Raw genomic sequence first — 25,652 nt, 5'->3', positions numbered from 1 at the left:
TTTTAAAAGGAGTGACGGAATGGAACAATGGATCACGCAGATTATGACAGATTTTGGTTATTTCGGAGTCTTTTTTCTGATTATGATCGAAAATCTTTTTCCGCCAATCCCCTCTGAATTAATTTTGACATTCGGCGGTTTTATGACGACGGTCAGTCCGCTTAATTTGGTCATGGTAATTATCATGGCGACATTTGGTTCGGTGGTCGGAGCGATTTTGCTTTACAGTATCTCGCTTTACTTTGGCAAAGAACGGATCAAAGGGTTTGTGCGCAAATACGGGCGAATTTTACGTTTGAAGGAGAGCGATATTGATAAGGCGGAGCGGTCATTTTTGAAATATGGCGGGCGGACGGTTTTTGTTTGCCGCATGGTGCCGCTAGTGCGCAGTCTGATTTCGATACCGGCGGGAATGACACGCATGCCGTTTTTAAAATTTTTGACACTCACGACACTTGGAAGCTTGATTTGGAATACGGTTCTGATTAGTATTGGAGCGCTACTTGGCGAATCTTTCAGCAAAGCGGCCACAGTGGTTGACCAGTTTTCAATGATTGTCTATCTGGTGATTGGGGCGGGCATTTTGATTGGTGCGATTTTATTTTTCAAAAAAAGAGCGGGTGCTCCGCTAGATGATGAATAGTGGCGTGGCTAGCGCGTTTTTAAGATTCCGATAATGCTTGTTTTATCGGGATTTTTTTGCGTATAATAGAATATCGATGAAAAAGGGAGCGGTCAAAAAAATGCGGATTGGGATGAGGACGGTAAAAACGGCCGTTGGTGCGGCAATTTCCATTATGCTGGCGGAATGGCTGGGGCTTGAATATGCGGTATCAGCAGGGATTATTACGATTTTAAGTATTCAAAATACAAAGAAGGGTTCGCTCACGCTTGCTGTACAGCGAATCTACTCGGCAGTTCTGGCTTTGTCGATTGCGGCGCTGTTTTTTCTTGTGATCGGTTTTAACGCAATCAGCTTTGGACTCTATCTGCTGGTGTTCATTCCTTGCGCGGTCAAGCTGCGGGTTACAGATGGAATCGTTGTCAGCTCGGTGCTGGTGACACACATACTCGTGGAGCAGTCGCTATCTTTCTACTGGTTTGAAAATGAAATGCTGCTGCTTGCTGTCGGGGCGGGCGTCGGGATCTTGCTCAATCTTTACATGCCAAAGCTTGAGGATAAGCTGCGGGCTGAGCAAATGCGGATTGAACAGCTGATGCGGGAGATTCTGCTTGAGATGGCGGCTAGTCTGCGCTGTCAGGAAGGATTTTGCGACCGGGAGGGACGAATGGCTGCGCTGCGGGCCGGGTTGAATAGGATGCAGGACAAGGCTTCTCGAAATTTGGAAAATTATTTTTTTCAATCCGCTCACTATTACGTTCAATATGCTGATATGCGGATGGTGCAGTACCGGATCCTCAGGCAGATGGAACAGCATCTACTGGGAGCTGGCGGGACGAATGAGCAGAGTCTGGCTCTAGCCGCAATCACGGAAAAAACGGCACTGAAACTGGCGGAGGATTATCCGGCTTCGGAGCTGGTGGAAGAAATCACGCAGATGGTTCGTTCGTTTCGGAAAAGCGGGCTGCCGGAAACACGGGAGGAATTTGAAAGTCGGGCGATTTTGTTTCAATTTATGAATGATTTGCGTTATTTGTTGGAGACAAAACGGGATTTTTATTTGGAGTTTGGGCTGGAACGGGCGAAAAATACAGCAGCTCGTCAAGTTTAGTCCGCTTAGGAACGGGGCAAAATAGAAAAAAGGAGGTGCCGCCATGTACGCCGTGGTCGCAATTTTTGATGAACATCTCAATCAAAAAATCATTCGAATCTGGCGAAAATTAGAAGAGACGGGTGTGTCGGATTATTTCGACCGGATGAAACTGCGTCTACCACATATTACAATTGCCAGTTATGGCGAGCTGGACGTTCCAAATTTTATTCAGGAAATGCGTAGCTTTTATCAAGATCGGTTGGCTTTTACGGTTTCCTTCGCGTCCTTTGGCTCATTTATTGAAACGCGGGCGGTCTATCTGGCGCCGGTCATGACCTCAGAGCTGTATCTGCTGCATTTGGATCACAGCAGGCATTTTAAAGAGTGGTCGGGGAATCCGCATGTGCATTATTTGCCGGGCGAATGGGTGCCGCATACGACAATTGCCAGCCATCTTGCCAGACGTGCGCAGATTCGCGTGTTTGAATATCTTGTGCACAGTTCACCGCGCCTATCCGGACGAGTGACGGGACTTGCACTGATTCGGTTGGAGGGGGACAATGCTGAAATTTTGGCCATCAAGCGATTTAAACCACAAGCAGATTAGTAAAAAAACGTTATGCCGTGGACTTGGCGTGAAGCTTCCAAGTTTCGGGCATAACGTTTTTTTGTTTAGGCTGTCACTTCTTCACGCGTAGCACGGTCTTTTTCAAGTGTACCGGTGGCGCGGCTGGTGACAACGCCGGCTACCATACTGTCACTTACGTTAAGGGCAGTCCGACCCATGTCGATCAACGGCTCAATTGAAATCAAAACGCCAGCAAGACCCACTGGTAAATTAAGGGCAGATAAAACGATGATCGCAGCAAAAGTTGCCCCACCGCCAACACCTGCAACGCCAAATGAACTAATGGCGACAACGGCTACAACGGTCAAAATAAAGCTGATCGAGGTTGGATCAATCCCGACTGTTGGGGCAATCATAATCGCGAGCATGGCCGGATAGATGGCTGCACATCCGTTTTGTCCGATTGAAAGACCGAATGAAGCAGCAAAGTTGGCAATTCCAGATGGCACGCCCAGTTTTTGCTGTGTGTCAATATTCAGTGGCAAGGCCCCGGCGCTTGTCCGAGAAGTGAACGCAAATGTCAGAACAGGAAGTGTCTTGCGAATATAGGTGATCGGGCTGATTCCTGTCAGCGATACGATGAGCAGATGAATCACAAACATGGCAATCAGTGCCACATAGGAAGCAATCACAAAGCTACCCAGTTTGATGATGGCATTCGCATCACTTGTTGCCACAGTATTCGTCATGATTGCGAAAACTCCATAAGGCGTGAGGCGAAGAATCAACCGCACGATTCTAAGTACGATGGCGTAGATGGCGTCGATTCCTTTGGCGAAAGTTGCGGCCTCATTCGGCTGCTTGCGCTGTACGCCCAGAAAAGCAATCCCGATAAAAGCGGCGAACACGACAACCGCAATGGTCGAAGTGGCACGCGCACCCGTCATATCAAGAAACGGATTGGCTGGTAAAAGTTCAAGAATTTTTTGCGGCAAGGTCTGGTCACCAATCGATGCGTAGCTGTCTTGAAGCTCTTTTGCCCGAGCCAGTTCTGCCCCGCCTTGGTTGATATTCCCTGCGTCCAAATGAAAAAGAAGTGCTGAACCAATCCCAATGACTGCTGCGATTGCGGCAGTTACTACAAGGGTGCCAATAATCCATAATCCGATCTTGGCGATATTGGTTTTTAATTCAAGACGTGTAAAGGCTGTAACGATCGAAACAAACACAAGCGGTATGGCGATCATTTGCAAGAATTTGACGTAACTTCCGCCGACAATCCCTAACCAATCAGTTGTTTCAGTCGTCACTGTGCTTGATGCGCCGTAGATCCACTGCACGAGAAAACCCGCTAAAATCCCGATGAAAAGTGCGAGTAAAACCCGTTTTGAAAATGAAACGTGCCGTTTGCCAAGATAAAAAAAGAGACCTAATACGCTGACGGCAATGGCTAAATTCAGGATAACAAGTACTGTATCCATTTTCCCCCTCCTTTTATGCCAATTCTTTAATACAATTAATCCGATAAGAATTGTTGGTATTTAGAATACAGGGAAATGATATCTTTGTCAATATAAAGATTTGATAAAGTTGAAAAGTTAATGTTTTTTTGCTGCTGGAATCATAAAAAGCCCCGCTGTACAATGAGCGGGGCGGTCAGATTAGACGGTTTCCATGCTGTGCTGTTCCAAGAGTGCAGCCTGAGCAGCGGCCAGACGAGCAATGGGCACGCGAAAAGGCGAGCAGGAAACGTATTGAAGGCCAATTTTATGGAAGAAGCGGATGGATTTTGGATCACCGCCGTGTTCGCCGCAGACCCCAATTTTAATATTCGGCTGCGTCATTCGACCGCGGACAGTCCCCAGTTCCACCAGCGCCCCAACGCCATCCTGATCAATCGACACGAAAGGATCCTGTGGAAGCAGCGCTAATTTTTCATAACTTGGCAAAAATTTGCCGGCATCATCGCGTGAAAAACCGAATGTCAGTTGTGTCAGATCGTTGGTACCGAAACTGAAAAATTGGGCATCCTTGGCGATCTGGTCGGCTACGATGCAGGCACGAGGCGTTTCGATCATTGTCCCGATATCAAAGGGGAGAATGAGCCGCTCCTTGTCAAACATTTGTTGAATCGTGGCCTTGATTTCATTTTTGATTAGTGCCAGTTCGGCTTGCGTGGCGACAAGCGGGATCATGATTTCAGGGTGGACAGGGATGCCCTCATCATGAATGATCATCGCGCTTTCCATAATGGCTTCCGCCTGCATCTTGTAGATTTCCGGGAAGGTAACGGCTAAACGGCAGCCACGATGACCGAGCATGGGATTGGTTTCTGTTAGCTCGGAAAGTCGGCGTCTGATTTCTGCGACCGTTTTGCCGCTTGCTTGAGCCAATTTTTCGATCTCACGGGTTTCTTTTGGTAAAAACTCATGCAGCGGGGGATCGAGCAGGCGGATATTGATGGGGCGACCGGCGGCAATCCGGAACAATGCACAGAAATCTTCCTTTTGCATGTCCTTTAGTTTTTCAAGGGCGCATGCACGGTCTTGGCTGTTTTCGGCAATGATCATTTGGCGGACGAAAGGAATGCGGTCTTCATGGAAAAACATGTGCTCTGTGCGGCACAGCCCGATTCCTTCGGCGCCAAAATGAAGGGCCATTTGAAGATCAGCCGGCGTATCGGCGTTCACCCGAATTTGCAGCCGTTTGGATTCATCGACCCACTGCATCCATTCGTCAAAAGCGGGGGATAGTTCGGCCTCTGTTAGCGGAAGCGCCTCTTCATAGATCTGACCAGTGCCACCGTCAAGTGAAATCAGATCTCCTTCATGCAAAATCTGCCCGGCTTTGGTTCGCAGCACTTTTTCCTGTTCATCAATCAGAATGTCTGCGCAACCGACGATGCAGCATTTGCCCATGCCGCGAGCGACGACTGCCGCATGGGAGGTCATGCCGCCTCGTGCAGTCAAAATGGCTTCACTTTTGGCCATGCCTTCAATATCTTCCGGAGAGGTCTCGCTGCGAACGAGGATGACTTTGATGCCCATATCGGCCGCCCGGACAGCCGAAGCTGCATCAAAGTAAATCGCACCAGTTGCCGCACCTGGACTGGCGGGAAGTCCGGTTGCAAGAACGCGGCTCTTTGCCAAGGCATCTGGATGAAAAGCTGGATGGAGCAATTGGTCCAGTTCTTTGGGGGCAATTCGCATGATCGCTTCTTCCCGAGAAATTTTACCTTCATGTACCAGATCGACCGCCACTTGGATGGCCGCCTTTGTCGTCCGTTTACCGTTACGCGTCTGCAAAATATAGAGTCGTTCCTTTTCAATCGTGAATTCGATATCTTGCATATCCAAGTAATGTTCTTCCAGCAGGGCGCAAGTAGCAATCAGCTCCTCAAAGATTTGCGGCATGAGCTTTTGCAGCTGAGAAAGTTCGACAGGGGTGCGAATTCCGGCCACCACATCTTCGCCTTGCGCATTCAGTAGAAATTCCCCAAAAACTGCTTTTTCACCAGTGGAAGGGTTGCGCGTAAAAGCGATGCCAGTTCCACTCGTGTCACCGGTATTGCCAAAAACCATGGCCTGAATATTGACAGCGGTTCCATAAGAGGCGTCAATGTCATGCAGTCGTCTATAAATCACTGCACGGGGGTTCATCCATGAATCAAAAACGGCGGTGATGGCGAGTAGCAGTTGTTCTTTCGGATCTTGCGGGAAATCACGACCGGCTTCGGCTGAAAAAATGTCCAGATAGCGCGAAATCAATTCTTCCAGATCAGCTGGCTGCAAATCGGTATCAGACTGATAGCCGGCTTCCTTTTTGATGCGGGTAAGTGCCTGCTCAAAGTGGTAGCTGGGAATGCCGAACACGACATCGCCGAACATCTGAATGAAGCGCCGGTAGGAATCAAGGGACGAACGGGCATCACCTGTCGCGTGCATCAATCCTTGGATAGACTTTTCATTAAGTCCTAGGTTTAAAATGGTGTCCATCATGCCTGGCATCGAGAGGGGCGCTCCTGATCGAACGGAAACAAGCAGGGGATTTTCCGCGCTGCCGAATTGCTTGCCGGTTACTTCCTCCAAATGTGCCAGATGGAGCATCACTTCACGCAAAATATCCTCCGACAGATGGCCATGGTGCTCGTTGTAATCTTTGCAAGCATCTGTCGAGAGGATAAAACCGGGTGGAACGGGTAAACCAATGCGGGTCATTTCGGCCAAATTGGCTCCCTTTCCGCCTAATAAAAACTTCATTTCTTTTCTGCCTTCATCAAACTGGTACACAAATTTTCTCATCTCTACTTCACCTCAAAATTAAATAGATTGGTCGAGCTGGATCATTTCTGTGACAAGAGCAGCGGTTTCTTCAATGGCTTTATCTTCAACGTGGATCACACGGCAGCCAAGGGTTTTGAAGGTTTCATAGCCATAAGTTAGTTCTTCCAAAATTCGTTTTTCACTGGAATAGTTGCTCATTTCATCCAGACCGATCGATTTTAGCCGAGTTTTCCGGATTCTTTCCAGTTTTTCCGGTGTTGTCGTCAGGCCAATGATGCGGCGGTGATCGATCTGCAATAATTCTTTCGGCAGTGGAATTTCAGGGACGAGCGGCACATTGGCCACTTTTAAATTCTGATTGGCCAAATAGCTGCTAAGCGGAGTCTTGCTGGTGCGCGATACGCCAATCAGCACGATGTCTGCTTCGAGCAGGCCGCGCGGATCCTTACAGTCGTCATATTTCACCGCAAATTCGATCGCACGAATCCGGTCAAAGTACGCCCGATCGAGCCGGCGCATGTTGCCAGGGTCTTCCAGCGAAGAGAGCCCCGTTTGTTCTTCGATAGCGGCAGTCAAATCGCGGAGCAGGTCGACATTCTGCAATCCGTTGTCTCGGCAAAAACGGCTTGATTTTTCAGCCAGATGAGAAGTAACAAGGGTTTGAACGACAATGCCGCCTTCACGCCGGGCTTCTTTCAGGGTTTCAAGCAGCGTCTCCTCATCGCGGATAAAGGGGTGGCGGCGAATATCTGGCACATAATCAAGGGCAAATTGAGCAGTGGCCGCCCGAATGATATGCTGGGCAGTTTCTCCGATGGCATCAGAAATAATATACACAATCAATTTGTTTGGCATACTAAACCTCCTGTCAAGTTCTCGTCCATGTATCGACAAATAGTCGTGTAATGGTCGATTTTGAAATTTTCCCAATAGGTTCTAGGCTTCCGTCGCCTTTTTTGACAACAGGCACAGAATCAATTTGATGGGTGACGAGCAGTTCGGCTGTCGGAAGGACACTTTCGTTCGCTTCGACGACAATCAGATTGGGCATGCGCGTCATAATGGTTGCAACGGGGGTTTGCTTGGTATCTGTCCCGGCAATCGCGCTTTTCAGCAAATCTTTTCGGCTCACAAGTCCGATCAGTGTCGCGTTTTCCACTACATAAAGACTGCCGATATCCTCAAGAAAAAGAGTGACAATCGCATCATAGACACTGGTTTCTTTTTGAATGAGCGTGGGAAGCGTCATCACATCTTGAGCTTTCATCTGTCGGATCTCTTCAAACAGGGCCGGATTTTCATCCAGACCGGAAAAAAAGTAGCCGACTTTAGGTCTGGCATCAAGAATTCCGGTCATGGTCAAAACGGCTAAATCCGCTCGAATCGTTGCACGCGTGAGTTTTAAATGCTTGGCAATCTGATCGCCGGTCGCCGGTTCATGCGCCTTTACAAATGCAATGATCTGGTGTTGGCGTTCTGAAAGTTGAATGGGAACCACATCCTTTATGAGGTTATGGCGCTATTATATAGTATGACATAATTAAAATCAAGGTTTAATTATGTCATACTAATTAAGACGTGAAAATATGTTATAATGAGGCATATTCTCGTTCAACATATTTGGATATCCCTAGAAAGGACACTTGTTTATGAATCACAAAGTAGTCAGTGAAAATTGGAAAGAAGGAGAATGGAGACTGCCAGGATTTTCATGTATCACATTTGCAGATGGGCAGGTCATCATTTTGAATTATGAAGTTTTTCGGGATACAGCCGCTCGTAAAAAGGTCGTTTTCTGCGGACCTTTATGTGATACAACGATTGAAAGTATGGAAAAATACGAACCGCTTTTATGGACCGAAATCGATCCGTGGACAAAGGTTGCTTATGAAGATGGTTACATTTTTGGAGGCAGTGGTGCCATGGGAAATGAGGGGTTTATTGCGCATACTGATCAACAGTATCAATTGCAATGGGGAATTTTTTTTGTTCAGACAAATCCGATTAGACGGGTAGAAATTCATCATGACAACTTGATTGCGATCAATGAACATGAAGAGCTCCAGATTCAGATCAATCTCAAAAATTTAACAGAAATAACCGTTCATATCATCGAATAGAAAGGAACGAACAACATGAAACCGGGAAAAGAAGCGATTATCGCACAAATTACAACTTTTGCTGAGCAGGAGATTCCGAAATTCTTAAAGGCGCATCCGGGGCTTGTCTTCTATGCATTTGCGCTGGACTGCAATGTGGTCTATGGAGAGGTGAATTTATGTCTCAATACGCTTGCCGATTTTGAAAATTCACTGGCGAGTTATCAAAAAAATTGGCCGGAGGAGTACAGCGCGGAAGAAGAGATTTTTGACTTGAAATATAATACGGGGGACTGGGAATATCAGTGCTTTGCTACTACCTGTTTTTTCTCCGAGGAACAGATTAATGAGATTTTTGCGTCAAATTCGGAAGACGCGTGGAAATTTTATTTGCAAATTTGTAACGAGGCCCTGCAACAACTCACTGCGACACCTGCTTTTCAGATGATTCCAAAAGAAGCAGGTTTCATCAGCTACTGCATTGATCATGATGAAGATGTGGCAGAAGCCGTCCGTAAAACGAATCCATCCCTATAAAAAACGCACGCATCAACCGATCCAAGGTTTTTGCGTGCGTTTTGACATGTATCAAACATAAAATAAAATCGAGAAGTACATAAAGGCAGTTCCAGCAATCACAAACAAGTGCCAAATGGCGTGCATGTAAGGGATTTTCGGGAAGCTGTATAAAACGGCACCGACTGTAAAAGAAATACCGCCGACAAGAAGTAGGATAAAGCCGGTCATGCCAAGGCCTGCGATTAGCGGCTTGATGCCGATCAGTACCATCCAGCCCATCAGACAATAAACAATCGTTGACAGAATTCGCCATTTGTCGAGCCAGAAAATTTTATAGATGATCCCAAGAATAGCCAGCCCCCAGACCACGCCAAACAGTGTCCAGCCAAGCGTACCGCCAAGTGTGATCAAAACAAAAGGGGTATAGGAACCAGCGATCAATAAGTAAATGGCAATGTGATCCATAATATTAAAAAAGCGTCGTGCTTTACATGGCTTAAAGCTGTGGAAAAGTGTGGAGCAGAGATAGAGTAGCAAAAGCGAGATGCCATAGATCAGATAACTTGCCAGATAAAGCGGGTCGCCTTTCATGACAGCCGAAACAATCAACAGCACAAATGCCGGAATGCTCAGCAGAAAACCAATGCCATGTGTGACGGCACTTGCAAGTTCTTCCTTCCAGTCATACCTCCAGGTTTGGGTTTGGTTCACATAACCACCTCATTCTTTCATTTCTACTTCTATGATACGCTAGAACGCCCTAAATGAAAAGCGATTCTCCCTCCACCTTTAGGTGTATTTTTTCACTGAGCGGTTGATAAAACAATGCCAAAGAAGGAAGAAACTGCTATAATATAATAATTAAGCAGAAATTGGATGTGAAGAAATCATGACAAAAATTAAAATTATTACGGACTCAACTGCAGGTTTAACAATGGAAGAAATGAAACAATATAATATTGAAGTATTACCACTCTCTGTAGAGGTTGACGGCAAGAGCTATAATCCGATGACAGACCTGACGGCAGAAGGCTTTATGGAGCTGATGGCAAACTCGCAAAGTTTACCGAAATCCTCACAGCCGCCGATCGGTTCATTTGTCGAAGCATATGAGAAATTTCAGCAAGAGGGCTATGAGATTCTTTCCCTTCATCTAACTGAAAAATTGAGTGGAACCGTCTTGACAGCGCGTCAGGCGGCAGAAATTGCCGGCGGAAATATCACGGTGATCGATACGGATTATACGGCACGCGGTCAGGCATTCCAAGTGATTGAAGCGGCCAAAATGGCACAGGCCGGAACATTTTCCATGGCGGAGATCGTCGAACGAATCGCTGAAATTCGTGCCAACACCAAGCTGTATATCGTCGTTGTCACCCTTGAAAATCTGATCAAAGGCGGACGTGTCGGCAAAATGCAGGGCATTATCGGCAATCTGCTCAATATCAAACTCGTGGCACGGCTAAAAGATGGCCAACTGGAAGAAGAAACCAAACAACGGAGCATGAAGAAAATCTTAAATTATTTGATTGATACCGTTAAAAACGAAACGAAGAAAGTGAAAGAACTGGATATTGTCCATGCGAACGGCCAAAAAGAAGCCGAACAGCTTGCCGCAGAATTCAAAAGTCTTTTATCCTTGAAGGAAGTGCCGATGTTTAAAGCAGACCCAATTATTTCAACACATGCTGGGAACGGTGCATTTGCCTTCATGTATTATACAGAATAAAGCGAGTGAACAGACATGTGGAAAAAGAAATACTGGTGGTTCGTGATTCCGCTTCTATGCATCGTACTGCTTGCCTGTGGGTATTATGCCAAGCAGTATCTGGATTACCGGGCAGAGATGGCAAAGACGCCGATCCGACTGGTGGCCATGGGGGATTCACTGACAGAAGGTGTCGGTGATGAGGAGGAAAATGGCGGCTATGTGGGCATTTTAGAAACCAAATTCAAGAAAAATGAAGACGTTCGGAGCGTTGCAACCAGCAATTATGGCGTGGCTGGCAACCGGATCGACCAGCTGTTAAAACGGCTGAAAACGCAGGATGATTTCAGACAGGATGTTAAAAAGGCGAATGTGATTACGATTACGATCGGTGGCAATGACGTGATGGCTGTTTTGAAAAGTAAGCTGCTCGACGTACAGGTTTCTGATTTTGAAAAAGCCGATCAGAGTTTTGAAAAAGACTTGAAAGAATTATTTGATGAAATTCGTTCGCTGAATCAGGATGCGGAAGTTTATTTAGTCGGTATTTATAACCCCTATACGACCTATTTCAGTCAGATTGAGGAGTTCGACCAGGTGATCAGTGAGTGGAATGCCGGATCGGAAAAAATTGTCGCAGAAGAGGACCGGGCGCATTTTGTTCCGATTGCAGACAAGCTTGAAAATCGTGAGGCAAAAAATAAGGACAAACCGAACCCGCTGCTTTCGACGAAGGACTATTTCCACCCCAATCACAAAGGCTATGAAGTCATGGCAGAGGCCATCTATCAGTCGATTGACAAGGACCTGGAAGCAGGCAGAATCTCCAAATAGAAAGGGGAAGAATTGTGGCGCAGGAAACACGCTCAAAAGAAAAGACGACAAAAGCAGAGTTGAAAAGAAAAATCAATATTTGGAAGGTCATTTGTTTGACGCTTCTTTTGATTATCATTGGCTTTTTTGTGTACATCTATTTGGCCATTTTTGTGTTCAGTCCAACCGAGGAGCCGACACCAAAGCTGATCAGCAACAAGCAGATGGTCGAATTTCAGTCCAGTACGACAAAGAATGATCTGAATAAACTGATCGCCACTTATATTGATGACTTTAGCAATGATCAGGATATCGGATATGATGTCTATGTGGCAGACAATGTCATTTTCAAAGCGAAGGCAGAGATTTTTAATGAGCCGATTACGATGAAGCTGACGTTCTCGCCGAAAGTCGTGGATGATGGCAATGTCGAGCTGAAACTAAAAGATATGTCAGTGGGGGCTTTGCCGCTACCGGTCAGCTATGTGATGGGCTATGTGAATGACAATTATAAATTTCCAGACTGGGTGACGGTCATTCCGAAGAAGAAGGAAATCTATTTGGATTTGACGAAACTCAAGCTAAAAGGCGATACGAAAGTGCGAATGGATACACTTGATTTGAAGAAAGATGATATTTCGTTTACACTCTTAGTACCGGTCGATTAAGGGCCGGCTGGAAAGGGGCATGACAAATGGAAGAAAGAAGAACTGAAACGGCGATTTTTGCTGGCGGATGTTTTTGGTGTATGGTAAAGCCATTCGATACGCTGCCGGGCATTATCCAAGTTGTTTCTGGCTATACAGGCGGCAAAACGGTCAACCCGACGTATGAGGAAGTATGCAGCGGCACAACCGGGCATGCGGAAGCCGTAGAAATTACCTTTGATCCGGCCGTTTTCCCCTATGAAAAACTAGTAGAAGTTTACTGGCAGCAAACAGATCCAACTGATCGCACTGGTCAATTTGTTGACCGCGGCACAAGCTATCGTCCGGCCATTTTTTACACGACAGAAGAACAAAAACGGATTGCCGAACAGTCGAAGCAGAAACTTGCTGAAAGTGGTCGGTTCAAGAAGCCGATCGTCACAGAAATCGTCCCTGCCAGCGTCTTTTATCCGGCAGAGGATTATCATCAGGATTTTTACAAAAAAGACAGCGCGCATTACAAAGGCTATCGAAATGCTTCTGGGAGAGACAGATTTATTGATTCTCATTGGAAGGAATGATGGACTTGGATCAAGCTGAAAAAAAGGCCAAATTGAAGGAGCTGTCAAAACTTTCCTATCAGGTCACACAGGAAAATGCGACAGAACGGCCGTTTGAAAATCCCTATTTCGCAAATCAGGATGCGGGAATTTATGTGGATATCGTTTCGGGTAAGCCGCTGTTCTCCTCGACCGATCAGTATGATGCCGGTTGCGGGTGGCCAAGCTTTACGAAGCCGATCGACACGGCAGAAATTCAGGAAAAAAACGATCACAGCCATGGGATGCGCCGCGTAGAGGTTCGTTCCAAGGAGGCAGATTCTCACCTCGGCCATGTTTTTCCAGACGGGCCAAGGGAGTCGGGTGGTCTTCGTTACTGTATCAATTCCGCTGCACTTCGTTTCATCCCGGAGAAGGATTTGGAAAAAGAAGGTTACGCGGAATATCGCACACTTTTCAAGTAAATAAAAGGGCTCTCTGGATATTTCCAAAGAGTCCTGTTTTTTAGGAGGAGACAAAATGAAAGTAGGAATCATCGGTCTCGGAAACATTGCTCAGAAAGCCTATTTGCCGGTTTTTGCCGGTCTTCGGGACGTGGAGTTGCACCTTTGTACACGTAACAAGGAAAAATTAAACTTATTGAGTGAGAAGTATCGGTTTCAGCATGTGCATGAACATGTGGAGGAGCTGATTGCATCAGGCATTGACTGTGCCTTTGTTCATAGTGCCACTAGTAGCCATTACGAGATTGTCAAACAACTGCTTGAGCGTCGGATTCCAGTCTATGTTGATAAGCCGATCACAGACCGAATCGAGGAAACAGAGGAGCTAACGACACTTGCTGAGCAGCAGGAAGTGCTCTTGATGACGGGCTTCAATCGTCGTTTTGCCCCGCGTTATCAGGCGCTAAAAGAGGTCGCGGATGTCAATATGATCGTGATGCAAAAAAATCGCAGCGGTCAGCCTGGCGAAGCGCGCACCTTTGTGTATGATGATTTTATTCATGTGCTTGATACGGTTCGCTTTCTTTTGGATGCCAAAGTGGAGAACATGCAGGTGCATCCGGTCTGGAAAGGCGAATTGCTTGCAGCATTGACCGTCCAATTCGAGGCGGCGGGGAAAACAGCCACGGCGATCATGAATCGGGACAGTGGTGTGAACGAGGAAGTGGTGGCCGTCTATGCGCCGGACGGGAAGCGCGTGGTGGAGCAGGTGACGGAGTGGACGCATTACAGCGGTACGGATAAAACGGCATGTCGGTTCTCGGATTGGGATACGACGCTTTATAAACGCGGATTTGAGCCGATCATTCAGGCTTTTCTGGCAGCAGTCCGGGACGGGGAGAAGGAGCCGATCGACTTGTGGGATGCTTTTGAAACGCATCGTTTGGCGGAAGAAATTTTACTTAAATTAATGGATTAGTCTTTACCTTTTGACGTAAATCATCTATAGTAAAAACAGAAAAAGAAGTGGGGGAGAACAGCATGGGTAGAAGCTTTTATCATTTTCTCATGACCTATCGTGATCCAAGAAAGCATGATCCGATGACGAATTTTGCAAATGCCGCTTATAAGGATCACGGCTTTCCCAAACAGGCGAAAGATTATCACACGCTCAGCGAATATTTGGAGCTGAACGCGACCTATCTTTCGGGAATGGCGCTTTTCGATGAGCTTTATGAGAAATACAAAGAAGATCAGGAAAAAAATCGTCACTAAGGAGGAAGAAGCATGAGTGTTCATATTGAAGCAAAACAAGGTGAAATTGCGGAAACGATTCTTTTGCCAGGGGATCCGCTCCGGGCAAAGTATATTGCAGAAACATTTTTAGAGGATGCGAAATTATTTAATCAGGTTCGTGGCATGTTTGGCTACACGGGTACATATAAAGGTCAACCGGTCTCCGTCATGGGAACGGGCATGGGCATTCCGTCGATTTCGATTTATGCCAATGAATTGATGAGGGAATACGGCGTGCAAAATTTGATTCGCGTGGGCACGATGGGTGCGATTCAAAAAGACGTAAAAGTCCGTGATGTCGTGATTGCACAGGCGGTGTCAACAGATTCACAGATCAATCGCAATACATTTCCTGGGGTCGATTTTGCACCGGTGGCTGACTTTTCACTTTTGAAAAAAGCCTATGATGCTGGTGTTGAAAAAGGTTTGTCGATTCAGGTCGGCAACGTCTTTTCATCGGATCGCTTTTATAATGACGAGTTAGACAAACAAAAACTCGCAGATTATGGGATTTTAGGGGTTGAAATGGAGGCAGCGGCCCTCTATACGCTGGCTCATAAATACGGACGCAAGGCACTGGCCATTCTAACTGTCAGTGACCACATCTTTACCGGTGAGGAGACAACGGCTGAAGAGCGTCAAACGACTTTTAACGATATGATTATTGTTGCACTTGATGCAGCCATCCAAAAATAAAGCAAGCTGCGGGGGACAGTGAACGAACAGAAAGGTTGATCGATACAGATGAATTTTGTTTCTCTTGTCTTGGCAATTGCCATCAGCGGAGTACAAACAGTGGAGCAGTATTATTTTGATACGCCTGCCACTCCGAAAACGGAACAGACACAGTCACAAACGAAAGATCAGACAACATCTGAATTATCAAAATTGAAGCAGGATCCCCTATACCCGTACATCGATAAGCAAAACAAACTCATGGAAAAAGACGGGAAAGAATATATCGAAAATGAAGATAATCTGCTGATCCTAGCCAATAAAGACTACTTGATGCAGTCGACCTATGTGCCGTCCGATCTTGTCGTGCCGAATGTGGCATTTTCATTTGGGGATACGACAATCGAAAAGGCGCATATGCGGAAGGAAGCAGCGGCGGCACTGGAAGATTTCTTTGCCGGGGCTAAGGATGCGGGCTATGACTTATTTGCTGTATCCGGCTACCGTTCCTATGCGTATCAAGAAACCCTTTATCAACAGGAAGTAGCGTCTGTTGGGGAAGAAAAGGCAAATGAAGCGGTGGCGGTTCCTGGAACAAGTGAACACCAAACGGGACTGGCAATGGATATTTCTTCTCCAAGTCAAAACTATGAGCTGACAGAAGCGTTCGGCAGTACACCGGAAGGGAAATGGGCGGCAGATAATGCGTATAAATACGGCTTTATTCTCCGCTATCCGGACGGCAAACAGGACATCACGAAGTACGAATATGAATCGTGGCATTTCCGGTATGTTGGGAAAGATGCAGCGAAAATCATGCATGATAACGACTGGACACTGGAAGAATTTTTCGACCATGTGGCAACTCTTGATAAAGAAGTGCAACAAGCAGAAGCAAAATAACACGTGTAAGCAACCATTTGGCCGAGACGCTGGATGGTTGCTTTTTCATATTTCGGCAAGGTGCACTTGGCGGGAAAAAGTATCGGCAGGAGATAAAAAACTTGCTTTTATACCTATAGGGGGTATAATGAGGTGTGTAGAAAAGATAAAGGAGGAATTGATATGGTGCAAGATCAACCACTCGTTCCGCGTAATCAGGAGGAAACAAAGCTAATTCTGAATCGTTTGCGTCGTGTGGAAGGCCAAATTCGCGGCATTCAGCAAATGGTGGAGGAAGATCGCTATTGTACAGATATTCTTGTTCAAATTTCGGCGGCAAATTCTGCTCTGAAAAAGGTGGGTTTGCAGGTGCTCGAACATCATACGGCACATTGTGTGGTGAAAGCGGCAGAGGATGGCGACAACGGGGAAGTGATGGACGACTTAATCAGTGCGATCCGTCAATTTTCAAAATCGTGAGAAGGAGAGAGCGATATGGAGGAAAAAGCAATTCGCCAAGATCTGAATGTATTTGGGATGACTTGTGCGGCATGTTCTACGCGTGTCGAAAAATCACTGAATAAAGCGCCGGGCGTTGAACGGGCTAATGTCAACCTGGTCACGGAAAATGCGGCGATTTACTATCATCCATCTGAGACGACACCGGAGGCACTCATCGAAGTGGTCAAAAAAGCGGGCTATGATGCAGCGAAAAAGATGACCAAGGAAGAAAAGGATGCGGTTCTAGCCAAAAATTTCCGGCGCGAAGTGTGGCAGTTCGTTTTGTCGGCCGTCTTGTCACTGCCACTTTTACTGACGATGGTCACACATATTCCGGGACTTCGGGAGACGGCTTTTGCAGAAGCCATCGGGCAGGTGATTAGCCCTACTGTGCAGCTGATTCTGGCTACGATTATCCAGTTTTATATTGGGGCGCGCTTTTACAAGGGGGCGTATAAATCACTCCGCGGCAAAAGTGCCAATATGGACGTGCTTGTGGCGCTTGGGACATCGGCGGCTTATTTTTACAGCGTAGTGGAATACTTTTTGCAGCTGAATGATCCGACCAGAATGGCGCATTATTATTTTGAAACGAGTGCCATTTTGATCACACTTATTTTACTAGGAAAGCTACTGGAAAGTTATGCGACATCCAAAACGACGGAATCGATTGCCGGTTTGTTGAAATTGCAGTCGAAAGAGGCGCGCGTTTTGAGGGATGGCAAAGAGTGGAACGTGCCGCTGGAAGAACTTTCGGTCGGGGATAGGGTTGTTGTTCGGCCGGGAGAGAAGATTCCGATTGACGGTGTGATTCGTGTTGGGGAGTCGAGCATTGATGAATCGATGATCTCGGGAGAACCCGTTCCTGTGGAGAAAAAAGCAGGTGACGAGGTGATCGGTTCCACGGTCAATTTTGACGGTGCCCTGCAGATCGAGGTCACAAAACGCATGGATGAAACGGTGCTGCAATCGATCATCCGGCTTGTCGAAGAGGCACAGGGCATCAAAGCACCAATCCAGCGTCTGGCTGACCGGATTTCCGGCATTTTCGTTCCGATTGTGCTTGTGATCGCCTTATTGACCCTTGTAATCTGGTATTTGGCTACAGGCTCGTTTAGTGACAGTCTGGTGGCTTCGATTGCCGTCCTTGTGATTGCTTGTCCGTGTGCGCTTGGTCTGGCTACACCGACTGCGATTATGGCGGGAACGGGTAAGGGTGCGGAAAACGGCATCCTATTCAAAGGCGGCGAACATTTGGAGCGGACGGCAAAAGTCGATACGGTCATTTTCGACAAAACGGGGACGCTGACAGAAGGAAAACTGGAAGTCGCAAGGGAGCTTGAACGGCTGCCAGAATTCCATGCCTTTTCCTTGGCGCTTGAAAGCCAATCTGATCACCCGATTGCGCTGGCGATTCAAAAACGACTGACAGATCATCAAAAAGAGGTCGCCCAATTGTCGCTCGATCGTGTGCGAAACAAAGCTGGTCACGGGATTACCGGGATGATTGACGGCAAGAAAGTCGCGATCGGTTCCTACCGGTTCATCACCAAGACGGCTGCCATTCATGACGCTGACCGGCAGCAGGTCGAGCAGTGGATCCGTTCCGGGCAAACCATTGTCGCCCTTTCCATTGAGGAACAATTCGCCGGTGCTTTTGCCCTGTCAGATCAGGCGCGAGCAGAAGCTGGAGAGGCCATCCGTGCTTTACAGGCGGCTGGTGTGAAAACATATGTCTGCTCAGGTGATTTGGAGCCGGTTGTTGCCAATATGGCGAGGGAACTGGGGCTGGACGGCTACTTTGCGGAGCAGCTCCCCGGCGATAAAAGCCAACTAGTCGAGCGGCTACAGCAGGAGGGACACGTTGTCGCCTTTGTTGGGGACGGAATTAATGATGCCCCGGCTTTAGCAGCAAGTGATATTGGCATCAGCATTGGCACCGGCACAGATATTGCGATCGAAACAGGAGACGTGACGCTGGTCGGTCATCGTTTGACACTAATCCCAGACACACTATCTCTTAGCAAAGCCACGATGCGCAATATCCGCCAGAACTTTTTCTGGGCGCTGGCATATAATTGTGCGGGAATTCCAATCGCGGCGATGGGACTACTCGCCCCATGGGTAGCAGGTCTGGCAATGGCCGGCAGCTCGGTTTCAGTCGTCAGCAATGCCCTACGTTTGAAAAGATATCGATTTGCCGATTCTGAGAGAGAAAAATAAGTAGACAAGCCGCATAAATAGGCGAAAACGGCGACCTATGTGAGCTAAATCAAGGAGGTTATTTAGGATGGAAAAAATTTTAAAAATCGACGGCATGAGTTGCGGTCACTGCAAAAAACGTGTAGAAGATGCCCTTAGTGGCATGCAGGGGGTAAAATCGGCGCAAGTCTCACTGGAAAAAGAGGAAGCGGTGGTCAGCTATGATGCGACCGCTCTCCAAGAAGCTGATTTAGTGGAGGCAGTAGAGGAAGCTGGATATGAAGTGATTGAATAAAGTTTACCGCACTGTTTAGTCGCAGTGCGGTTTTCATTTTGTAGGGAAAAGAGTTTTATAAATAGGGATACCATTCACACGTAAAAACTGGTAAAATAATAGAGTTAAGTTTACATATATAAAAAAAGCGGCATTTATAGATAGAAAGTGGTGAAGTTTCATGGATCAACATCCACAACCAGAAGAAGAGGAAAAGGAACCGAAGAAAAAGCAACCGGGAAATAGCTATATTAAAATAAAAGTTTTTCCATTCATCATGATTATTTTTGCATTTGTGTTTGTGACAGCTCTTATTACGACGGTGGTCATGAGCTTAGGTGCGGACAAAGAAGTTAAGGTGACCATTCCGGAACGAAATGAATTTACAAAGCTTTACAATGTGTATGACCAGATTACAAAGAATTATTACAAAGATACCGACCCTAGTAAGATGATTAACGGTGCCATTCAGGGAATGGTGGCCAGTCTGGATGATCCATATTCCACCTACATGTCGAAAAAAGAGTCGAGCCAGTTTAACGATTCCATTTCGTCTAGTTTTGAGGGAATTGGGGCAGAAATTCAGGAATCAGACGGGCAAATCATGATCGTTTCACCAATCAAAAATTCGCCGGCTGAAAAAGCAGGACTGAAGCCGCGCGATGTCATTCAAAAAGTAGACGGTAAATCAGTCGAAGGCGACACAGCGACAGAAGCGACCAACAAAATCCGTGGTGAAAAAGGGACGGATGTGACACTGACAATCAAGCGTGAAGGGGTCGACCAGCCATTTGATGTGACGATCACACGTGACGAAATCCCAATCGAGACGGTTTATACCGAAATGGGTGACGATAAGATTGCCCACGTCACTATTAGTAGCTTCTCAGAAAATACATCCGAAGAATTCTTAAAAGCCATGAAGAAATTGGACAAAGAAGGCATGAAAGGGCTGATTGTCGACCTGCGAGGCAATCCAGGCGGGCTGCTTGATCAGGCGGTCAATATCAGCAGTATGTTTGTGGATGACGGCAAGGTAGTCGTTCAGGAAGAGGATAAGGACGGCAAGAAAACTGCCATTCAGGCGGATAGCTCAGCCAATGACGGCTACAAGGTCAAGGTGCCAACCGTGATGCTGATTGATGACGGCAGTGCCAGTGCTTCTGAAATCCTAGCAGCGGCAGCCAGTGAATCAGGGGATGTTCAGCTTGTGGGGACGCAATCATTCGGAAAGGGCACCGTTCAAACGGCGACAGAGCTTGATGACGGTTCCACGCTGAAACTGACAATCGCCAAATGGCTGACACCGGACGGCGAATGGATTAATGAAAAAGGCATCACACCTGACAAGGAAGTCAAGATGCCGGATTATGCAACAATGACGGTTCCATCTGCTTCTAAGAGCTACAAAGAAGGCGACTTTGGCGATGATGTTAAGACGATTGAAACCCTTCTGAAAGCACTCGATTATAATGTTGGTGAAGTGGACGGCCTGTATGATGCGGATACGACTTACGCGGTACAACGTTTCCAAAAAGATAATAACTTGGAAATCACAGGCGTTATGACTGGAGATACCACGAATAAACTGGTTGAACTAGTACAAAAACAACTGACAGAAAATGATCCACAGGTAAATGCTGCGAAGGAAATGTTGAAATAAGGAACATGACCTGAGGGATAGATTATTTTTTAGAAATCGAAACAGCAGAATTTGAATGACTTTTGTAGAGTCGAATGAAGAGAATGATAAACAGACAAGAAATCGATTGGGTTTCTTGTCTGTTTTTTGTTACGTAAAAATACTCGTTTTTACGAAGGCAATTATGGAGTTAGAAATAAGATCGTTCTAAAAGCAAGTTCATTTGACGTTAATTATAAAAAGGCAGCGATTAATGGCAAAATATCCATTAAAAATAAGCGCTCAGGTTAAAAATAACAAAGAACCTAAAATTATTCAAAAACCATTTAGAAAATGGATTTATGTTTAATAGTAGGTTCTCATCCCATTGGAATTTTTATGTTCAGCTGATTATTTTGATCTTTGGAGAATGTTTTACTGATTCCCTACGAGCCTTTTCTCCGTCACCCGAACGCGGAAAGAAAGCAGGATCGCGGCTGTAAAGAGCCCTGTGCTGAGTCCAATCCAGTAACCAAACGCACCCAGACTGCCAAGAGAAAGCAGATAGCCAAGCGGCAGTCCGATCAGCCAGTAGGCGATAAAGGCAACAATCGAGGTGATCTTGACATCCTTGTAGCCGCGCAGTGCTCCGAGGACGGGTGACAAAATCGCATCCGCAAATTGAAACAGGATGGCATACATCAAGAAGGCCGTAATCAGATCAGCCAGTCCTGCGTCTTTAGTATAAAGAAAGGCAATCGGCGTGCGGAATAAAAATAAAATCAGTCCGTTCACACAGCCAATTGCAATCGCTGCAAGCATGCCGATGTGGCGATAACGCTTGGCATCCGGCAGGCGACCAGCCCCTGTTTCGTACCCAATCAGAATCGTCAATGTGCTGGCAATACTGAGCGGGAAGGCGTATAAAAGCGTACAGACACTATTGGCCGACTGATGAGCGGCGATTGTATCTGTACCAAAGTGCCCCATCAGAATCGTCACGGCAGAAAAAATCCCTGTTTCAAACAAAATTGTCAAGCCGTTTGGAACGCCAATGCCGATGATTTCACGGGCGGGCCGCCGATCGAATGCTGCTGGACGTGATAGAACTCGAAAACGGCGGATCCGACTTTGCGTCTGAATCAAAACGAGTGTCACGATCAAAACCAGCCAATAGGTGATGCCAGTTGCATAGCCGCTCCCCGCACCGCCAAGCTCTGGAAATCCCCAGTTCCCAAAAATCAGCAGATAGTTGAGCAGAATATTCATTGGAACGGTCGTCAAAGTGATCAGCATGGTGACGCGCGTCAGACCAAGCGAATCAATAAAGGCACGTAAAACGGCAGATAAAAAGAACGCCGGTATGCCAATCGAAATCCCTGTTAAAAAGTGCCGGGCGGTTGTCCTGACGTCATCTGTAATCGCCATGTGTGACAAAACGACGGGCACAAGAAAAAGGTTAGCCAGAATGAGTAAAAGGGCTAATGCCAAGGCAATATAAAGGCCGTTATGAACCGTTTTCTTTACATCGGCTTCTTTTCTGGCACCAATTAGTTGCGAAATGATTGGCGTGACGGCCATGAGCAACCCTGAAAAACCAGCGTTGATGGGCGACCACAGTGAGCTTCCGATTGCGACGCCGGCAAGCGCCTGATTGGAATAGTGCCCGGACATTGTTGTATCAAAAAATGTCATGGAAAAAAGTGTAAGTTGTGTAATGACGATTGGTGTAAAAATCAGCAGAAATTGCCGCCATTTTCCCCAAAGTCCTTGTTGATGCTCCACAAAGAAGCCTCCCTTCTAACCAAGCATTATACCATAGTTGGCAGCTGGATCGGGTCTTTTTCAAAAAGGAATTTAGAAACAAATGCTAAAAAGTAATGGAAACGACTTTTGTTGCCCGAAAACGAGAAATCATGTATAATTCATGATTGTGGCAAGACGTTTCTTGCGGGTTGGGAGAGGGACAATTTTATATTGAGGAAAAATCATGCAAAAATTTCTGGAAAAAAGGTTTCAGTTAAAGACGCATGGATCAAACTTGCGAACGGAGCTTTTGGCGGGTGTGATCGGCTATTTTACAGTTGTTTACATCATCGTCGTCAACAGCAGTATTCTTAGCGAGGCAGGAATTCCAAAAGAAGCTGCCATCCTTTCGACGATTTTTATTTCGGCGGTGGGTTGTTTGCTCATGGGCTTTATGGCCAATGTACCGCTAATCGTGATGCCGGGAATGGGGATCAATGCCCTGTTTGCGTACACACTGGTCGGCAGTATGGGGCTTTCATGGCAGGAGGCACTGGCGGCGGTTTCGGTCAGCGGAATTTTATTTATGATTCTGGCTTTCACACCGCTTGCAGAAAAGCTCAACAATGCGATTCCACTGGTATTGAAGCAGGGGATTACGGTTGGACTGGGACTTTTCTTAGTGCTACTCGGACTGGAAAAAGGGCAGCTCGTGAAGCCGGGGAAGCATACACTTTTGGAACTTGGTGCGCTGAATGATCCGTTTGTGCTTGCAACGCTCCTCACACTCCTTCTCACCTTGATTCTTGTGATCCGCAAAGTGCCTGGAACGTTTTTATGGAGTCTCATTTTTGGGACGCTCCTCGGCTTTTTATTCGGGGTAAACGGTCAAGTCGGTGAAACAACGCTGAGTTTGGCACCTGTGAAAGATGTTTTTTTCGCGCTTGATTTTCACGGCGTGACGAATGTGGCTTTCTGGTCGGGTGTTTTTACGATGACGATGGTGATTGTTTTTGAAACGGTCGGACTCACCTTTGGGCAAACGAAGCAACTGAAACGGGAAGAATCCCTGCCAAAGGTTCTGCGCGCCAGCTCCATCACGGTATTTTTGTCCGGCTTGTTCGGCACCAGCCCAACGGTTTCGGCTTTAGAGAGCGGCTCGCTTTTTGCCAGCGGTGCGAAAACAGGACTGGCTACGATTACGACAGGACTTTTGTTTGCGGCTTCGCTGGTTCTGATGCCTTTCTTAGGCGTCATTCCAAACAGTGCCGTGGCGCCAATTTTGATTGTGATCGGGCTCAGTATGCTGCAGGAGTTCAAAGAGATTGATCTTACAGACACGGCCAGCATGTTGTCGGCACTTTTGATCGTTGTGCTGATTCCATTCACGTATAGCATTGCGGATGGAATTGCAGCAGGTTTTATCGCGTATCCAATTCTGTCGCTCTTCACGAAGAAGAAAGAGCGAATTTCGATGGTAATGTATGTGATTGCGGCTTTATTTTTAGTGCAATTTATCATACAATGGATATAACTGAGACTAGGGCTTCCCGTCTTTGGGGAGCTCTTTTTCGATTTTATTAAGAGGGAAATGAGGCAAGGGCATGTATTATTATTTGATTACGCTTGCGGTTCTCGTGCTGGATCAGCTGACGAAATACATTGTGGTACAAACGATGGAAGTCGGCGAAAGCATCACCGTGATTCCCGGATTTTTGTACTGGCGGAGTTACCGGAATACGGGAGGCGCTTGGAGCATTCTGGAAGGGCACATGTGGCTGTTTTACATTGTCACGATTGTCGTAGTGGGTATCATTATTTATATTATGCATAAATATGCGAAGGGTCAGCCGCTGTTTTCAGTAAGCTTGGCACTTATTTTAGGCGGAGCTGTGGGAAACTTTATCGACCGGCTGCTGCATCAGGAAGTGGTTGATTTCATTTCGACCGTTTGGGGCGATTATTATTTCCCAATTTTCAATGTGGCGGATATGTCACTTTGCGTTGGTGTGGTGTTGATGCTAATCTATGTCTTCCTAGATGACCGCAAAACGAAAGGAAAAAAAGTATGACAAAAGAGACTGTAACAATAACAGAAAATGTGGCGGGCAGCCGGGTCGACAAGGCGCTAAGTGAGCTGTTGCCGCTCAGCCGCTCGCAAATTAAGGCGATTTTGAATTGTGGCATGGTGACGATTGCCGGTGCGACTGTGAAGCCGAATTATAAAGTGACCGCGGGCGAAGTGGTGGCTTATGAATGGAAGGAAGCGGAGGAGCTCGAGGCAGTTCCAGAAAATATTCCGCTTGAAATTTGCTACGAGGATGCGGATGTGCTGGTTGTAAATAAACCGGCTGGCATGGTGGTGCATCCGTCGGCAGGACACCAGTCGGGGACGCTTGTCAATGCGCTGCTCTATCATTGCAAGGATTTGTCGGGCATTAATGGCGTGATCCGACCTGGGATTGTGCACCGGATCGACAAGGACACCTCAGGGCTTCTGATGGTAGCTAAGAACGATGCGGCACATGAATCACTGGCGAAACAGTTGAAGGACAAAACGAGCGACCGGGTTTATCTTGCGCTTGTCCATGGCGTGATTCATCATCAAAAGGGCACGATTGAAGCACCAATTGGCCGTTCCAAAGATGACCGGCAAAAAATGGCGGTGGTGCCAGACGGGAAGGAAGCACGGACTCATTTTCAAGTAGTCGAGCGTTTCCCTGCTTTCACGCTGGTGGAATGTCAGCTCGATACCGGGCGGACGCACCAAATTAGGGTTCACATGAAGTACATTGATCATCCGCTTGCCGGCGATCCAAAATACGGACCAAAAAACACCATTCAGGGAAGCGGTCAGTTTCTTCATGCGGCGGAACTGGGCTTTACGCACCCTCGGACGGGTGAACGACTGCATTTTGCGGCACCGCTTCCGGCTGATTTTGAAGCCGTGTTGACTGATTTGCGACGCGAAAGAGAAATGTTGTCTGAATCATAAGAAGAATTTTTGATGCCGATCTTTTTAGGAAGATCGGTATTTTTGTGCGGATTTGAGAGTGTTTTTTACTGGTTTATTCGATTAACAATGAAGAGATGCGAGCGG

27 protein-coding genes are annotated in these 25,652 nt (G+C 46.8%); 21 read left to right on the top strand and 6 right to left on the bottom strand.

The window, feature by feature from the left end; all coding sequences use genetic code 11:
* Positions 1-19 precede the first annotated feature (19 nt).
* From CS921_RS06230 to CS921_RS06220, 3 genes are all read left to right on the top strand, one after another.
* Positions 20-643: a DedA family protein gene (locus tag CS921_RS06230; RefSeq protein WP_099222209.1), complete on the top strand. Its 624-nt coding sequence runs from the start codon at positions 20-22 to the stop codon at positions 641-643.
* 100 nt (positions 644-743) lie between these two features.
* Positions 744-1,733, top strand: coding sequence for an aromatic acid exporter family protein (locus CS921_RS06225; RefSeq protein WP_099222208.1), 990 nt, complete (start codon positions 744-746; stop codon positions 1,731-1,733).
* Positions 1,734-1,776: 43 nt separating this feature from the next.
* On the top strand, positions 1,777-2,322 hold the full coding sequence (locus tag CS921_RS06220; protein ID WP_099222207.1) for a 2'-5' RNA ligase family protein: 546 nt from the start codon (positions 1,777-1,779) through the stop codon (positions 2,320-2,322).
* A 65-nt stretch (positions 2,323-2,387) separates the two neighbouring features.
* Here CS921_RS06220 and CS921_RS06215 read toward each other — a convergent pair whose 3' ends face one another.
* The 4 genes from CS921_RS06215 to ccpN all read right to left on the bottom strand — a co-directional run bounded on the left by CS921_RS06215 (position 2,388) and on the right by ccpN (position 8,064).
* A complete protein-coding gene (locus CS921_RS06215) occupies positions 2,388-3,764 on the bottom strand; it encodes an L-cystine transporter (protein WP_099222206.1) in 1,377 nt (458 codons plus the stop codon).
* 180 nt (positions 3,765-3,944) lie between these two features.
* Positions 3,945-6,584, bottom strand: coding sequence for a pyruvate, phosphate dikinase (gene ppdK, locus CS921_RS06210; RefSeq protein WP_099222205.1), 2,640 nt, complete (start codon positions 6,582-6,584; stop codon positions 3,945-3,947).
* 18 nt (positions 6,585-6,602) lie between these two features.
* A complete protein-coding gene (locus tag CS921_RS06205; protein ID WP_099222204.1) occupies positions 6,603-7,421 on the bottom strand; it encodes a pyruvate, water dikinase regulatory protein in 819 nt (272 codons plus the stop codon).
* Between the two features lie 13 nt (positions 7,422-7,434).
* Complete coding sequence (ccpN, locus tag CS921_RS06200; RefSeq protein WP_099222203.1) at positions 7,435-8,064, bottom strand: transcriptional regulator CcpN; 630 nt, start codon at positions 8,062-8,064, stop codon at positions 7,435-7,437.
* A gap of 151 nt (positions 8,065-8,215) precedes the next feature.
* On the opposite strand from ccpN, the gene CS921_RS06195 reads away from it, so the two are divergent.
* Both CS921_RS06195 and CS921_RS06190 read left to right on the top strand, forming a co-directional pair.
* Positions 8,216-8,686, top strand: coding sequence for a hypothetical protein (locus CS921_RS06195; RefSeq protein WP_099222202.1), 471 nt, complete (start codon positions 8,216-8,218; stop codon positions 8,684-8,686).
* A gap of 15 nt (positions 8,687-8,701) precedes the next feature.
* Positions 8,702-9,202 carry a DUF4303 domain-containing protein gene (locus CS921_RS06190; RefSeq protein ID WP_099222201.1) on the top strand — a complete coding sequence of 167 codons (501 nt, stop codon included), beginning with the start codon at positions 8,702-8,704 and terminating at the stop codon, positions 9,200-9,202.
* A gap of 51 nt (positions 9,203-9,253) precedes the next feature.
* Here CS921_RS06190 and trhA read toward each other — a convergent pair whose 3' ends face one another.
* Positions 9,254-9,895, bottom strand: coding sequence for a PAQR family membrane homeostasis protein TrhA (gene trhA, locus CS921_RS06185; protein ID WP_099222200.1), 642 nt, complete (start codon positions 9,893-9,895; stop codon positions 9,254-9,256).
* A gap of 178 nt (positions 9,896-10,073) precedes the next feature.
* Between trhA and CS921_RS06180 the strand changes: the two genes are divergently transcribed.
* The 13 genes from CS921_RS06180 (at position 10,074) to CS921_RS06120 (ending at position 20,848) form a co-directional block, all read left to right on the top strand.
* Positions 10,074-10,913: a DegV family protein gene (locus tag CS921_RS06180; RefSeq protein ID WP_099222199.1), complete on the top strand. Its 840-nt coding sequence runs from the start codon at positions 10,074-10,076 to the stop codon at positions 10,911-10,913.
* A 15-nt stretch (positions 10,914-10,928) separates the two neighbouring features.
* A complete protein-coding gene (locus CS921_RS06175; RefSeq protein ID WP_099222198.1) occupies positions 10,929-11,726 on the top strand; it encodes an SGNH/GDSL hydrolase family protein in 798 nt (265 codons plus the stop codon).
* Positions 11,727-11,740: 14 nt separating this feature from the next.
* Positions 11,741-12,373, top strand: a complete 633-nt coding sequence (locus CS921_RS06170; protein ID WP_099222197.1) for a YpmS family protein — start codon at positions 11,741-11,743, stop codon at positions 12,371-12,373.
* Positions 12,374-12,399: 26 nt separating this feature from the next.
* The gene (gene msrA, locus CS921_RS06165) at positions 12,400-12,933 is read left to right on the top strand and encodes a peptide-methionine (S)-S-oxide reductase MsrA (RefSeq protein ID WP_099222196.1); all 534 of its coding nucleotides are present in this window, start codon (positions 12,400-12,402) and stop codon (positions 12,931-12,933) included.
* A 5-nt stretch (positions 12,934-12,938) separates the two neighbouring features.
* Entirely contained in the window at positions 12,939-13,376 is a 438-nt protein-coding gene (gene msrB, locus CS921_RS06160) for a peptide-methionine (R)-S-oxide reductase MsrB (RefSeq protein WP_099222474.1), read from the top strand.
* Positions 13,377-13,431: 55 nt separating this feature from the next.
* Positions 13,432-14,334 (top strand): Gfo/Idh/MocA family protein, encoded by a 903-nt coding sequence (locus CS921_RS06155; RefSeq protein ID WP_099222195.1) that lies wholly within the window; start codon positions 13,432-13,434, stop codon positions 14,332-14,334.
* A gap of 62 nt (positions 14,335-14,396) precedes the next feature.
* Positions 14,397-14,630 carry a YozE family protein gene (locus tag CS921_RS06150; protein WP_099222194.1) on the top strand — a complete coding sequence of 78 codons (234 nt, stop codon included), beginning with the start codon at positions 14,397-14,399 and terminating at the stop codon, positions 14,628-14,630.
* 12 nt (positions 14,631-14,642) lie between these two features.
* On the top strand, positions 14,643-15,347 hold the full coding sequence (deoD, locus tag CS921_RS06145; protein WP_099222193.1) for a purine-nucleoside phosphorylase: 705 nt from the start codon (positions 14,643-14,645) through the stop codon (positions 15,345-15,347).
* Positions 15,348-15,395: 48 nt separating this feature from the next.
* Complete coding sequence (locus CS921_RS06140) at positions 15,396-16,229, top strand: M15 family metallopeptidase (protein WP_099222192.1); 834 nt, start codon at positions 15,396-15,398, stop codon at positions 16,227-16,229.
* Positions 16,230-16,391: 162 nt separating this feature from the next.
* Positions 16,392-16,688, top strand: a complete 297-nt coding sequence (locus CS921_RS06135) for a metal-sensing transcriptional repressor (RefSeq protein WP_099222191.1) — start codon at positions 16,392-16,394, stop codon at positions 16,686-16,688.
* 15 nt (positions 16,689-16,703) lie between these two features.
* Positions 16,704-18,932 carry a heavy metal translocating P-type ATPase gene (locus CS921_RS06130; protein WP_099222190.1) on the top strand — a complete coding sequence of 743 codons (2,229 nt, stop codon included), beginning with the start codon at positions 16,704-16,706 and terminating at the stop codon, positions 18,930-18,932.
* A gap of 67 nt (positions 18,933-18,999) precedes the next feature.
* Complete coding sequence (locus CS921_RS06125) at positions 19,000-19,206, top strand: heavy-metal-associated domain-containing protein (RefSeq protein WP_099222189.1); 207 nt, start codon at positions 19,000-19,002, stop codon at positions 19,204-19,206.
* Positions 19,207-19,366: 160 nt separating this feature from the next.
* The gene (locus CS921_RS06120; RefSeq protein ID WP_099222188.1) at positions 19,367-20,848 is read left to right on the top strand and encodes a lmo1851 family serine protease; all 1,482 of its coding nucleotides are present in this window, start codon (positions 19,367-19,369) and stop codon (positions 20,846-20,848) included.
* 393 nt (positions 20,849-21,241) lie between these two features.
* Here the strand turns inward: CS921_RS06120 and CS921_RS06115 are convergent, their stop codons facing one another.
* The gene (locus tag CS921_RS06115) at positions 21,242-22,591 is read right to left on the bottom strand and encodes an MATE family efflux transporter (protein WP_240422317.1); all 1,350 of its coding nucleotides are present in this window, start codon (positions 22,589-22,591) and stop codon (positions 21,242-21,244) included.
* 205 nt (positions 22,592-22,796) lie between these two features.
* Here CS921_RS06115 and CS921_RS06110 point away from each other — a divergent pair, with 205 nt between their 5' ends.
* The 3 genes from CS921_RS06110 (at position 22,797) to CS921_RS06100 (ending at position 25,547) form a co-directional block, all read left to right on the top strand.
* Positions 22,797-24,086: an NCS2 family permease gene (locus CS921_RS06110; RefSeq protein ID WP_099222187.1), complete on the top strand. Its 1,290-nt coding sequence runs from the start codon at positions 22,797-22,799 to the stop codon at positions 24,084-24,086.
* Positions 24,087-24,156: 70 nt separating this feature from the next.
* The gene (lspA, locus tag CS921_RS06105; protein ID WP_099222186.1) at positions 24,157-24,624 is read left to right on the top strand and encodes a signal peptidase II; all 468 of its coding nucleotides are present in this window, start codon (positions 24,157-24,159) and stop codon (positions 24,622-24,624) included.
* Positions 24,621-25,547, top strand: a complete 927-nt coding sequence (locus CS921_RS06100; protein ID WP_099222185.1) for an RluA family pseudouridine synthase — start codon at positions 24,621-24,623, stop codon at positions 25,545-25,547. Before lspA ends, CS921_RS06100 begins: the two co-directional genes overlap by 4 nt.
* Positions 25,548-25,652 lie beyond the last annotated feature (105 nt).

Source organism: Listeria costaricensis (assembly GCF_900183385.1).
Lineage (GTDB): Bacteria > Bacillota > Bacilli > Lactobacillales > Listeriaceae > Listeria > Listeria costaricensis.
The sequence above is the reverse complement of the archived record's forward strand: the minus strand, read 5'-3'. Positions and strand labels throughout refer to the sequence as shown.